This is a genomic window from Paraclostridium sp. (assembly GCF_051657365.1).
In the GTDB taxonomy this organism is placed as follows: Bacteria; Bacillota; Clostridia; order Peptostreptococcales; family Peptostreptococcaceae; genus Paraclostridium.
Window position 1 is genome coordinate 1 of record NZ_JBOFKN010000115.1, and the last position, 13565, is coordinate 13565.

Sequence of the window (13565 nt, forward strand, 5' to 3'; positions counted from 1 at the left end):
AAGCCGACCGACAACTGACCCACAGCTTGATCAACGCGCTGATGCTGGTGGATGTTCAGATCTTGGATCACTTGGTGGTCAGCGCCGAAAGCATTGTCTCGATGGCCCAGCGCGGCCTACTGCAAAACCCATAGCCACCATCTTCACTGCCGCGTTTGTTGTTTAAGGAGCCAAATCACATTTAACGTTGCAGAGTCCTATGACCAGAAGCAACATGGACAGTTCCTCTTCGTGAGGTACTTTAATAACTCCCTCGTGAATCAGAACCAGAGAATCTAGCTAATGCGTATACAACCAATGAGCCCCAAGACAGTTACCCGTTTCATGGCACGATTCAAACCATCGCCGGCAGTTCGATTAATACAGTACAAGCCAAAGACATCTCAGAGATAGGTGAATTACGCTAAAGCGATTTGATCGTCCCCGAATACGCCGGTAAACGTGAACCAGATTGACTGCAACAAGGGGACATTCTGTTCAGCACCAAAGGAACCAAGCACATTACTTGCTATGTTGAACAAGATTTACCCCGTACAACCCGACCAATGCTCCTAGCTTATGTTTGCTACAGCTCAAAGATCAGTGGCTTAGTCACGTTAATCCACAGTTTTTAGCTTGGCTAGCTTAATCGTAACTGTTCACAATACCCTTATTGGCGGCATAAAAATAATACTCATCTCCTGAGCTCACATTCCATCTGGCATACTCCACTCAGGTGAGAGCCGATCGCCAAAAGCTTAACGCCCTTGTCGCCGAAATCAGGTTGTCGCTCAGCTAAGTACGAAGGGTATCGTAGGCCAGTAAGCGGGCTGAAGAGAGCGGATAGTGTTGTCCGCTGTATTACCGACTTTACTGTCAATAATGCAACGGGGAGGTTGTCTAGGGCTCTGATGGTTCTAACGGCGTTTACGGAAGTTTGATGCGGATAAGTATTCACACATCAGCAAAAGCTGGCGTACACACTAGGAAAATATCAATACACTCTTCAGTTATAAATCAGATATCCGAAAGGCTACCTATGCCACTAACACAATCGAATCACTAAACTGAGTAACTTGAGCAGACATTAAGATACGCAAGGTGTTCCCGACGGATGACTCAGTACAAAAGGGTATTTATCTGGCAATCAAGGATACGTCGACAAAATTGAGTATGCCAATCCAGAACTGGTGGTTAGCAATGAGCCGTTTTATTATCGAGCTCGGTGACCGCCTTAGCGATCACCTTTAATACATTGGCAGTTACACAGAATTACTGACATGCTATTACAGCTAAGAATGGTGGCTTAGCGTTGTACTTCGGTGTTAAATCAGCCATTAACTTATGTGATATTCAATATTAAGAATAATTTAATTCTGGAATATCTACCATTGGCTTCGAGAATGAACGAGCGAACATAATCTCTCTGCATTCAGGCCGCTTAGCCCACTCTGAAATCATTCGTCCGTTTGCCGTCGCATGAAGCTCTGCATTCACCTCGTCGGACCATATTTCAATCTGTTTGAGAAGTTGCGATGATACTGACTGGGTGGACCAAATACGATCTAAACTCAGACGGTCACCAAGCTTCAGGGATACAAGAGAGACTGTATATGCAAGCACGTTCGCTTGGAATGCGGTAAAGCGTGGGCGTATTCTGCGCTGCGCTTCCTTAAATAAAATGACTTGAGCAATGATGCTCTTGTATCCAGCAACATCAATCATCTCCCTCGCCTCACCAACGGCATTAATCATATCCATGAACGCTTTGAAGTTCTTTTGGCCTCCTAGACTCACCCAGTCTGGTCGCCGCATCCAAGCACTTTGATATTTTGCAAGATCCGTTTTAGTAATCTTGCGAGTTGATGGTATACCTTCCTGTATACGCTTGATACCGGCAGGTGTTTTCCCTTCACGTTCGAGCATCACTTTGTAGCTACCTGTGGCTCGTTCGTAGAACCACCGACTAACACCATCAGGACAATACGTAGCCATAGCAAGTTTTTCGAGCTCAACGTGATAAGGCATATTTGCAGACAAGTCTGACAGTTGAACTTTATTCTGGCTATTGGCATAACGTGATATATCTGAAATCAGACGCTCTTCCTGCTCTGAACCAACATTTTTTAAGACGATGATTTTAGCGGGAACTCTGACCTGAGAGAGGTTAATATCCGGAAATTTTTTCTTCGTGAAGAACATAGATGCTGTCGTCTGACCGCCATTCACGATCTGCATGCCTTTAAGCCCGAAAATACCTAGGCTACCATCCTCTGTACGTCGCAAGCTAGCCTCATCTGCAATAATGACAACCCCGTTGTTATATGCCATAAACCGTTCAGGCTGCTTGCGTAAAGTCTCTGCAATCCCTTTATTGACCCCACCAACTTGGCTCAGAAAAGAACGAACATTGGCTTCAAGAATGCGTGCACCATATTTTTCATACAAAAATCGCAGGGCTTCACCGGGAATAGCCGTCATTGCATAATCATATTCACCCATCTGGTCTGGAACCCAGATACATGGCAGAGGGCCGCCAGATATATCTTGGAAATTAACAACGAGTTCATCTCGCGGGCGTCCCTCCTGCCAGTGATTGAACAAACGCTGGATATCCATAACTTCAAGTTTTACGACCTTGCCAGATATTGTCCGCGGTTGATATGTACGAACTTTTGCACGTCTGTCGGTCAAAACAAAAACTCGGATTTGATCAAGGTCCGGATAAACTTGCTTAATTGTGAGCACTAGAGCATATGCCGGATGGGACTCATCCATTTCCTCTGCAAGCTTTCCTTCCACGCACATCGAAAGAAAACGCAGGCATTGTTCGGCTGCTTTCTGTGCTTCGGCATTGGGAATGTCGACAATGTCATCGAGGCCTTTGTAATCACTCACATACAGATCTAGCTGTTCATTGTCGTCAGAAACAGCGAAACCACTTAACCTCACAATTCCTGAACCCCGTCCACTTCCAACTTTAGCATCGTATGCACATACTTCCGGATCAAAAGTCATCCCGATATCGGCCATATGTCTTGTTACGATCTCAGTAAAAAGCAACTCAGGGAATGCAGCCTCTCCGGCCTCAATCCCCCTTTCAACCGTTTCATCACGAACCTGTTGTTGCGTTTGACGCAAAAAATCAACCAATTCCATTCAATTTATCCCAATCATTTCAATTGCGGCGTCAGCTAGGTACTCTTTAGCCTCAATCGCATCTAGCTCTATCTCATACTTTGCACGGACCACACCTACCGGAACATTCCCGCCAGTAAGCCTCGGAAATGTTTCATCGATAAGCATGTAATGCGTACTCACATCGACAAACTGTCTTGTATACAAGTCAGCGTGCGCATCGATGAATCCGGCATGCAGTAAGGCAAAATCGAAAGCAACAGCTGTGGCCTCATCCATCTGCTCTTTTAACGATGCAATACGCACAGGCAGAGAAACCCCTGACGGATCGACAGAAAATCGGCAAGCACAAAGAAACAGAGGTTTGCGAACACTATCATCTAACTGCTCGAGCGACAGAATAGCGGCGGAAAATCCGTCTCTTGCCAATGTGCTTTTGACTTCAATAGCTCCGTGTCCAAGCTGAAAATCTTGCAAGCCATCCATCGGGCCAGCCCAGCCTTCCACCACACTTTCAGCTGGGCAACCTGCCGCTAACAATGTGGACATGCACTGTAATTCACCAACTAGACCCAACTCCGCTTCGGGGCCGAGCATGCTAGCGCCTTTCTTCATGAAGCTCATCCACGCACGCAAACGCTTCATGAATACATTCAAAAGTTGGCGCCCATCTAGAATTGAGCTGCTTAACAAAACCTCAACAAGATCTGTCACGACCGTAGCAAACAGATCAAGATTTCCTCCAGGCTGGCGTACCAATGCCAACCATTCTTCATTATTGCCTAGCTTAATTTTTTTGACCTTGAATCCAGTGGCTGCGGGTAGTTCATGTAATGAGCCAATATTCCCGTCACAAAACCGGACTAACAAGCCTTCCTCATTCCCAGGAAAACAACGACCTGCTCGCAAAGTGCACACACCTTCCGGCACAAGCAAAATTGTTCTCCATACATCCTCATTTGACACTCCTGAGAGCGCGCGCCATGTTCCGAGGATGGCTTCCTTACTCAGCAGATCCAAATTCTTGCTCCCAGAAAATATGTCCGACCTTGTAGTCGACCTTGATCCCGCTGTTGTTGCTAGGAAAGCTGATCCCAAATGCGACAACAGGCTCATGACCCTCAGGTAAACCAGCTTCCACTGGATTCAGCAAATAAATAAGCAATAATCCTGTTTCTGGAGAGGCTGAAACTCTCTCAGCACCGAATCCACGAATCTTTCTCAGTGCTGGCCCATTGGGAACCGTAGGTTCATTCTTGCCATCAGGTCTGGCGGGGTCAGCATGCCAGAGTCTTTTCGTTTCATCGAGCGCCGCAAGCCAGGCTATTTCGTCCATATCCAATGCCTCATCTCGTGGAGACAGTAGTCGGCCTATGGCGTAACGACCGGCAGCCGGCTGTCGATTAGCTCTTTGGGTTAGCGGTACGGCATGACCGTCAATCAGCCAAGATCCCTTGTCAAGGCTTCCACCAACTACAGCCACATTCCAGTTCACCAAATAGCCATCAAACACCATTGAGTCTATGAACTCACACAGCATCTGGCTATTTACTTTGTACGCGCTAGGATGAGTCGTATAACCGTTAAGAAACGAAGTCACATTAGCATGGGACACGTTTGACCAGTACACTCCGGTCCAGCGATCCCGCCCACCTCCACGCTTCCTCTCCGGTATGGGTGAAGGCATTCCGATCGCAGAAGCAAAACTCTGGAACGAATCGAAGTTTGCACGAACAATCGCAGACTCTTTGTGCATTGAGACTGTTTCAACCACATGACCACTAAAGGAAAGTCGTAATGTCTTAGCTGAACGCATTTTCAAGGGAGAGGTCACCATCAGTACAGGATGCGATAAGACCTTGAGGCCGTAATCACGTGGAGTCCCTCCACTGGCAACCATCATGTCGAACTCTTCACGCAGCTCTTCTGAGGCATCAGCAATATGCTCAAACCACTCGACCAGATCCGCTGTTGTATAGAGACGGCAAAGGTCAAGGTAACCAGGCCGATAGCCAAACCACCTTCCCATTTGCATCAAAGTGTCATACATTTTTGATGCTCGCAGGAAATAGCTTACACATAGCCCCTCCAAGGTCAGCCCCCGCGCGAGCTTATCACCACCAATTGCAATAACCTTCAGCCCCTTGCCTGAATCTGCGTAATCCAGTGCATCCTTGGCCGTACCATTGATCATCCGGACAGAAAGTTCCGAAACAATATCCGGTATCTGCTCAACAATTTGCTCCCACGAAAAATCGTACCGGCTGACCATATCAGGTATTTGTGCATGTAATTCGGTGGAAACTGGCAAGAAGTCCTTATGCCAGAGTTCGGCAAGACGACCCAAAAATCCTTCATGCCCTATTTGACGCTCTACTCGTTGCAACTGCTGTCGAATATACTGGTCTACTACAGCATGCACCGCCGCCTGAGTCTGATTAAATCTTGTTACGTGGATAAGCATTGAGCTATGGGAGTCTCCCTGTCCCCGCAGTTTTCTCAATGTACACGTGAGTACAAATGAATCTATCGCCTGTACCAATGACTCAGGCATGCCAAATTCATTGTCAATTTTGGGATTGTGTCCATTCTTGTGAGATATCGGCATCCAGCCGGCCTTGCCATTGTCAGAACAGTGGTCATCAACCTTGCGTACAAGAGGCAATGCATCCGCACGAGTCCCACCATTGTTGATACCAAACAGGCGAGTTGGCCCCACGTAACTGGATGGTGCGCCGAGATTGACAATGAATGCTGCCGGAAAGAGATCTGGCCCCTCTTTCGGGGTGGCATTTCGCTCATGAATGAAAATGTTCGCAAACGGCGTAGCTGTATAGCCAACATAGGCCTTACGCTGAAAAGCGTGCAGTATCTTACGAATAAGTCCATTAATAGCTTTAGGCTGATGCTCCTCGTCAGGCTGTCCATTCTCGCCAAAAATTTGTTCACCCGTATCAACAGAAGCGTTGTCTGCCTCATCATCGATGACCAGCAAGGGAAGATGTGTCACGATCTTGCGGCCGGACTCAAGATCGACGGTGTTAGCTACATGATTGACGATCCACTTGTGCAGACGTTCAAGGACTTTCTTATTCTTCTTGACGACAAACAACCACGGCCGCTCCTCCGGAGAAATCCCGAGATTCTTCGCGGCGGCCATGCTGAAGTCACCTTTTTCGGAACGTGTTGTTGCGTAATGCGGGCGAATCGCAGGATCTCGGTCAATCAGACCGACACCGATCGGCCGAGGTTCGTTACTGGAAGAATGTGTTTCATACCCCAGAAACCCCTCATCAAGACGCATCTGAGTTTGAGATCGCAAATTGTTGTGCATCCCAGCCAGAACAATGATGACCTTGTAACCAGCATCCGCCGCCTTGCAGATCAGCCCAGTATAGTTACCCGTTTTGCCTGATTGCACATGACCAACTACGAGGCCTCGGCGATCCCAAGCACCTTCGCGACAAGGGTCCTCCAACATGGATAACACCTGATCGGATGTTTCATCCAGATTGGCAACAGCATTTGCTGATAGTCGTGTCTCCTGCATTTCACGATAACGCTGCCAGTAACGCCATTCCTTCTTACGTTGCTTGGTCAACCAAGCAACGTGATCAGACACATCGCCAAGCATGCCCCCCGTTCCAACCCATTCGCTATGGCGGCGGATCAGCTCGTTAATAACGGATTCTCGATCCAGATCTTCAGTCCAGCGAGGATTCAGCGCGAGAACGAGGTTTATTTTTTCAGAGATCAGACTGTGCGGAATAGACTGAGCATCCTCTGCCAGCAACAATTCCTGAACGATTTTGACCACACTGATCTTGTTTGCTTCACCTATTAAAGACACTCGGATTCCTTGTTTATAGCTAATCAGGCAAGCTGGCAACCAGCTCTGGATATTGGTTGAACGGCTCGCTTCTCGATAGCCGTTCGCGCGCCATGCTCGAGGACATTCCTTTCACGCCTACCATATTTCGATAAAGCACCTCGAGCACCGATTTCACTTCTGCGGGTGGCTCCCCAGCAAAGCCGGTGCACGGAGCCTCCTTATTCTCGGCAGTGTCCAGCCAGATTCGCTGAACTGGTACAGTTTCTTCCAAGACGCGTAGCATGGCCTTTATCTGAGGCAGCAAAACACCGGCATCATCCAATACCGAACGGACCACCGGATGGTCTGTATCAATCCGGTAACGCATACCGCCCGCAAAATGCTCTGCTTTCCACGATTGTGCAACCTCCCCTCCCCCAGGCATTTTCGGTGCGATTCCGCGATGCACGAACGCTTTGCGGGCTCTGGAACGGGTATCTTCGGCATATCCAATCAACCAGCTTCGCAATGCAACGGGTGGCCTAGCCGTAGATTTGCGAATATCGATTTTCCAGTCGGCATCAGCTGTGTTAGGAATATCAAGGCGAATACGCGCCAGACGGTGTGCCTCGTCTTTTGTCCACGATCGCCCTTGGCCAAGCCCCAGCCAGCTGCCTGCAACCAGAAGACGCTCATTGCGATAGACATAGAACCCTTGCTGCGCCGTCCAGCCGTCAGGTCCTTCTGCAGTTTCGAACTCGGAAGGTGATAACTTATCCTTATGTGGTAGCACATTGCATTGCAGCTTGACTGCCGCATTTCCTGGCGGTGATACGGAAGGTGATTGCCATGGTTTGCCAGGATGTCCAACAAGGAACGGGTCCCATGGTTTCACCGGCTGACCATTGATTCGCAACAACAAACGTCGGGGATGCTCCAGATAACGATGAAAAACCATGCCAAGGTGCCGGTCTACTGCATCGATCAGATCCAGAAACTCCTGCTCTCCAACTCCTTTAGTCACAATGCGATCCATCACCTCCCACAGAACGAGAGTCCCCCGCCCAGCCTCCTTGAGAGGTGCCAAATAACCTTCTGAACCTTCAGCTGGACCTTCAAGCAAGTACCAGCCATCATTCTTTCCAGCAGCAAGTACATCTAGGTCCCAGCGCAGGCATTGCAAACCATCCGGCCCACAAGCAGCCACGGTCAGGCAACGGCACTGTGAAAACGAAGCTGTCTTCAAGCCGAGGCCGAAACGCCCTAGGTCATCCGCACTGCGCTCATCGAGAGGGCTCTTCTCCCCAAGCCGCATTGCTTTGTCTATTTCAGCGGCACTCATACCGCGGCCATCGTCCTGAATTTCAATCCGGCTCTGCGCATTGTCCCAAACAAAGCGCAGGTCTACCGTTGCGGCACCAGCAGCAATACTGTTATCGATGATGTCTGCCAGTGCGGTCGCAGTGCTGTAACCCAACCCGCGCAAAGCTTCGATCATTGCTGCGGCTCGAGGTGGTGCATGTCGCATATTCTGTACTTTCATATTCATCAACCTTCATCAATATCATCAGGCCGGCCGTTTTCATCCCAAAACATAGCCAGCACCCCACATCGATTCGGATGACGCAATTTGCGCAGGGCCTTTGCTTCAATCTGACGAATCCGTTCCCGCGTTACATCAAACTTTTTGCCTACTTGCTCTAAGGTCAAGTCGTCCTCTAGCCCAATGCCAAAACGATATTTGATAACCTTATTTTCACGATCTGACAGCTCGGACAGGGCGATTTTGATTGCATCCTCGAGCTCGTCTTCTGCTACGCAATGGAATCCATCAGACTCGTTCCCAGCAAGTAATTCCGGACTGTCAATTTCATCAAAGCCACTAAGGGAAATTACTTCGCGATCGGCAACTTGTTTTACCTTGCAGACTTCCTCGACACTCATATCGAGCGACACAGCTAACTCACTATCGCTTACACCATCAGGAGATTTGCCTTCCTGCTCACGAATACCGCGTTGCACTTTGTTGATTTTTTCCACTAAATGAACCGGCACCCGCACCAAACGAAGCTGGTCAGCAATACATCGGGTAATGGCCTGACGAATCCACCAAGTAGCATAAGTAGAAAATTTGAAGCCACGTTGAACTTCAAATTTCTCGGCTGCTTTCATCAGGCCGATATTGCCCTCTTGGATCAGGTCTTCTAGGTACATGCCGCTATTGCTATATTTGCTAGCAATGCTCATGACCAATCGCAGATTTGCATTAACTAGATCATTGCGGGCTTTCTCGAAGATCTGAATATGATCTAACGCCAGCTCAGGCTGAAGCACCGGATCAAACTGATGTAATTTCTTGCTCAAACCGGCCAGTAACAATGCGGAAGGGCGAGGGATCATTTCATCGGTCTTACCAGAGATATCTCCAGCACGTAAAATATTCACATAATCTTCAAAATTTCCGGAAAAACGGCCTTCTTCATCAATTCTCTCGGCCTGATCCAACTCGGCAGCTTCATCCTCATCATCCTCATAGAGCTCGTCACCACTTACATCTTGTTGCTGCTGCACATTCTCAAAACAATCCACCCAAGCGCTTTCGGGCAAGGCCACCAGATAGCGTGCAAGTGCTTTGATGGAAGAGTCCATACGTGTCCCTAGTAATATCTCTCCATCTTTGGAAATCAAGCCGACTGCACGTGCATCATGTGAATACGCTCTCAAAGTGCTTGAATTGAAGGTATTCACCTCTGATAATGATTCACTTAGGTATGTTTCCAGCCTATCGAGAGCCTCATCCAGTAATACCGCAAGCTCCTCATTCACCAGACATTCCGCAGTGAAACTATCCTGATTGGCCTCTTCAACCTTGATACCAAGATCTTCAAGTATCTGAAGAGCCGCAGGCAATAATGCATCCGCAGAAGGTCCGGCATCGAGCTGGCAAGCATCATCGATCTTGTCAAAAGCAACCCATCCGCGTTGAAACCCCTCGACAAAGACTGCTCTTAGAAACTCATGTGCCTCGCGGTCTCGGATGACTACAGGTTTCACTTCTGGCAGGTCAAGTTCCACATCATCCCAAGATTCGTCAGTATTCAAAGCGCGGTGTCTGGATATACGACGATGGGTCTCTGTCATAGAAATCAGAAGTGACACATCTGACTTTGGCGTTACCACCTCCTCCTCTGCCTTCCAGCCAAAATCATCTTCATGTAAATAAGCTGAGTCATTTTCCTCTCCCAGCTCAATAGTAGAAACATCTGGACAAGGAAGGCGTAAATTAACGAAACCATGTGGTTCAGCCTGTGCAATATCATCAAATCGCACACTCGTATCCGCACCAATCCATAAAGGATCTTCCGAAAAATGGGCATTGATCGGCTCAGAAGGTTCTTTATTCCTGCTGGAATCAACCTTTAGCTCTATACCAAGTACATCAGACTGAGGCGGCAATACATTCAGAAAAACCGACGTAACCCCATCGCCAGAATTATCAAATCGGGCACCCCATTGACAGGAGTCATACTCAGTGTCGGAGGATATGGTGGCACTGTCATGACCTGAATCTCCATAATCAGATAGACCTATATCTTCTGAAGAAACATTAGGCTTTCCTGCCAAAGAAGTATCTGGGGGGATCTGATATTCAGTATGGTCAGCTATGAAATAATCTAAGGATGCGGACTCAGCAACTATTGCTCCCTCTTGAATAGCTGCTTTATCATCACCAACTGTTTCATACCGATGAATGTCTTCAGGCGTCGCAGCAACTTCAAAGGGTGAAGAACCAATGAGTTCCTCTTGATGGTGATGTAGCATACCTCCGAGCGCGTCATATCCCATCTCAGCAGCTATGTTATATGCTGTTTTACCTTCGTTGCTAACTAGGGCTGGGTTGGCTCCCGCATCAAGCAACAACTCGCACAACTCTTGGCTTCCTTGTGCCGCAGCGAGCATCAATGGTGTCCTTCCCTGATCATCTCTTGCATCAAGCATGGCGCTGTTACGTATCTGTAGCTTCACCGCAGCCTTGACACCGGATTTGATTGCAAAACGCAGCATTGCGCTGATTCTGGGGGAGGATTGATTTTCAAGCATTATAGCGCTACTCGACAGGAGTGAATTTAGTAACCGGCACCGCACTAGCTACTTCATGTTGGGCATCTATTTGCCTATGACCGACTGTCACTCTGAACTATACAGGTCTTATATACAGTCTTTGGGATCGTTCATGGGTAAAAGCTAAGTCCAATTGTGAAGTGGTTACAGCCTATTTTCTTTATCAAGACCCATGGCAACAGACTCAATATGAACACACCCTGTTTACCTAACCTTTTTCTCACTGTTTTGTCTGTCATGAATGTATCTGAAAGATCTTTTGCGATCTGAAAGGTCGGTCATGCGTACAATAGTATAACCACCAATCAAATTAGAACTCATTGATTTGGAACACTATTAGTATACCAATTAAACCAATGCTGACAAAAAGTTAGCGTATGAATCAGTGCGACACTTGACGCTGTAACTCTCTCTGTTTTTTCCTGTTGTCATGTTTTGCTAAATACTCCTTCACTCAGTGAGTCATAGAGACGCTGACGCTATCGAGGAAACTTTAGTACCAAAATCAACTTGACGACAGATTGTATAGGACTAGCACGGAGTTTATGCATAAGTGAGGGGCAAGGTTTATGCAGTAAGTGCGGAACAAGAACATGAAAGCCAATACGCAGGGTATTAACTCTATCGGATTAGCATTATGCGCATAAATGGTGACCTAAAACTTCCTCCTAAAGCGATTCTTCCATATAAAGGATACTCGAACGGTAATTTGCATAACAATTTGAAAAGTAACAATATAAAGATTGAAGCACCGTTTAAATCCACCGAAAAAGCGGGGCATGGCAGACGTAGAAAGCTTGAGCCTCAGTTGTACAAAAAGTGAAATATTGTTGAGCGGTGCTTTGCAATATTAAAAGAATACTGTCGAATAGCGATCTGATCTTACCCACGTAATGTGGACACAGCCCTAAGCGAGGTTGTCGTTTTCAAATTGTTCTGGACTGAGACCGCCACAGGCACTGTGGCGACGCCAGCGATTGTAATCACACTCGATATAATTAAATACCGTCGTCCGCATCATTTCACGATCGGTAAAACGCTCCCCGTGGATACATTCCACTTTCAGTGAATGAAAGAAGCTTTCCGCACACGTATTATCGTAGCAACAACCTTTTACGCCCATGCTACCGTGCAGGCTATGTCGTTTCAGTAATGCCTGATAATCCGCTGAACAGTACTGCCCGCCGCGATCCGTGTGAACGATCACGTCTTTCGAGCGTTTACGCCGCCAGAGCGCCATCTGTAACACATCGCAGGCCAATTTCGCCGTCATTCGTGAGGACATCGACCAGCTAATAACTGCACGAGACCACAGGTCAATCACCACCGCCAGATACAGCCAGCACTCATCTGTATGTGAGTAAGTGATGTAGCCAACCCATTTCTGGTTCGGACCGCTGGCGATGAAGTCTTGCTTCAACACGTTTTCCGATACCGGCAGACCGTGTTCGCGGTAGCTGACCGGGCTGAATTTGCGGCTGGCTTTTGCCCGTAATCCCTGACGACGCAGACTGGCTGCGATGGTTTTAATATTGTATTCAGGTAGCTCTTCGGCGAGACGAGGCGCACCATAGCGCTGTTTTGCCTCAGTGAATGCGTTGCGCGCAGCAGCATCACAAACGAGCCTGAACTGTTGACGTTGGTTTATCCGACAACAGCGGATACGCCAGGCATACCAGCCGCTGCGCGCAACCCGAAGCTCACGACACATGGCTTTGATGCTGAACTCAGCCTGATGCTTTTCGATGAAGACATACTTCATTTCAGGCGCTTCGCAAAGTATGTCGCGGTCTTTTGGAGAATGGCCAGCTCTTCATCCCGCTCAGCCAGCTGTCACTTGAGGCGGGCATTTTCGGCAGCCAGTTCATTCTCGCGCGCTGAGGAAGTCATTCGTTGCTGTTGTTTACTGCGCCAGTTGTAGAGCTGGGATTCATAGAGACTGAGTTCACGGGCAGCAACACCAATGCATTCAGCGAGTTTCAAGGATTCATCGCGGAATTCAGGGGTGTACTGTTTACGGGCGGTTTTGCGGGTTGATACTGGTTTTGTCATGAGTAATCACCTCTGGTTGAGAGTTTACTCACTTAGTCGCGTGTCCACTAATGGTGGGTAGGATCAAGCATACTGTTTGTCTAACAAGCATGTTTGTGAAGCAAGCTTACTGAACGAGCTGCAGAGTATTTGTACTCATCAAGGCTTTTCTGTGGTAAGTAACCATAATCCCAAAAGGTGATGCAAGACGAGAATAATATTGGTAACCCGAGAAGCAAACAGTCGCCGTCATGGCTAAAGCCATGCCAACGACTAATTTAACTTCACTCAGAGTATACCAATCATCCTTGCACCTATATCGCCAGCTGGGCACAAATATGCGGTCTCATGATTTTTCAGCAGCTTTCATAGCACTGACAAGCTGTTCTGCTATGGCACTGATCACTTTCATACACACGGAGTTACCGAACTGCTTATAGATCTGCCCTTGCGATACAGCATCGACGATAAACGAATCCGGAAA

At 47.9% G+C, this 13565-nt stretch carries 7 protein-coding genes and 2 pseudogenes; 2 read left to right on the forward strand and 7 right to left on the reverse strand.

The features are described 5' to 3' along the window. Positions 1-14 precede the first annotated feature (14 nt). On the forward strand, positions 15-134 hold the full coding sequence (locus tag ACRCYC_RS08460; protein ID WP_438618680.1) for a JAB domain-containing protein: 120 nt from the start codon (positions 15-17) through the stop codon (positions 132-134). Positions 135-924: 790 nt separating this feature from the next. After that, positions 925-1230, forward strand: a pseudogene (locus ACRCYC_RS08465) (transposase); the annotation flags it as partial. Between the two features lie 108 nt (positions 1231-1338). On the opposite strand, the gene mzaE reads toward ACRCYC_RS08465, so the two are convergent. The 7 genes and pseudogenes from mzaE to ACRCYC_RS08500 form a co-directional block, all read right to left on the reverse strand. Beyond that, positions 1339-3138, reverse strand: coding sequence for an MZA anti-phage system associated AIPR family protein MzaE (gene mzaE, locus ACRCYC_RS08470; RefSeq protein ID WP_438618675.1), 1800 nt, complete (start codon positions 3136-3138; stop codon positions 1339-1341). Next, positions 3139-4137 (reverse strand): MZA anti-phage system associated PD-(D/E)XK motif protein MzaD, encoded by a 999-nt coding sequence (gene mzaD, locus ACRCYC_RS08475; RefSeq protein WP_438618676.1) that lies wholly within the window; start codon positions 4135-4137, stop codon positions 3139-3141. After that, entirely contained in the window at positions 4121-7006 is a 2886-nt protein-coding gene (locus ACRCYC_RS08480; RefSeq protein ID WP_438618677.1) for a Z1 domain-containing protein, read from the reverse strand. The genes mzaD and ACRCYC_RS08480 overlap by 17 nt, the downstream gene beginning before the upstream one ends. Continuing rightward, positions 6987-8471, reverse strand: coding sequence for an MZA anti-phage system associated ATPase MzaB (gene mzaB, locus ACRCYC_RS08485; RefSeq protein ID WP_438618678.1), 1485 nt, complete (start codon positions 8469-8471; stop codon positions 6987-6989). Before mzaB ends, ACRCYC_RS08480 begins: the two co-directional genes overlap by 20 nt. 5 nt (positions 8472-8476) lie before the next feature. Continuing rightward, positions 8477-11029, reverse strand: coding sequence for a sigma-70 family RNA polymerase sigma factor (locus tag ACRCYC_RS08490; protein ID WP_438618679.1), 2553 nt, complete (start codon positions 11027-11029; stop codon positions 8477-8479). 928 nt (positions 11030-11957) lie between these two features. After that, positions 11958-13102, reverse strand: a pseudogene (locus tag ACRCYC_RS08495) (IS3 family transposase). 325 nt (positions 13103-13427) lie between these two features. Next, on the reverse strand, positions 13428-13565 hold a 138-nt coding region (locus ACRCYC_RS08500), incomplete at its 5' end, for a DNA cytosine methyltransferase (protein WP_438618681.1).

Coding starts and splice junctions, on each gene's coding strand:
- ACRCYC_RS08490 (WP_438618679.1), bottom strand. CDS start 11,029: ATGCTTGAAAATCAATCCTCCCCCAGAATCAGCGCAATGCTGCGTTTT.
- mzaB (WP_438618678.1), bottom strand. CDS start 8,471: ATGAAAGTACAGAATATGCGACATGCACCACCTCGAGCCGCAGCAATG.
- mzaE (WP_438618675.1), bottom strand. CDS start 3,138: ATGGAATTGGTTGATTTTTTGCGTCAAACGCAACAACAGGTTCGTGAT.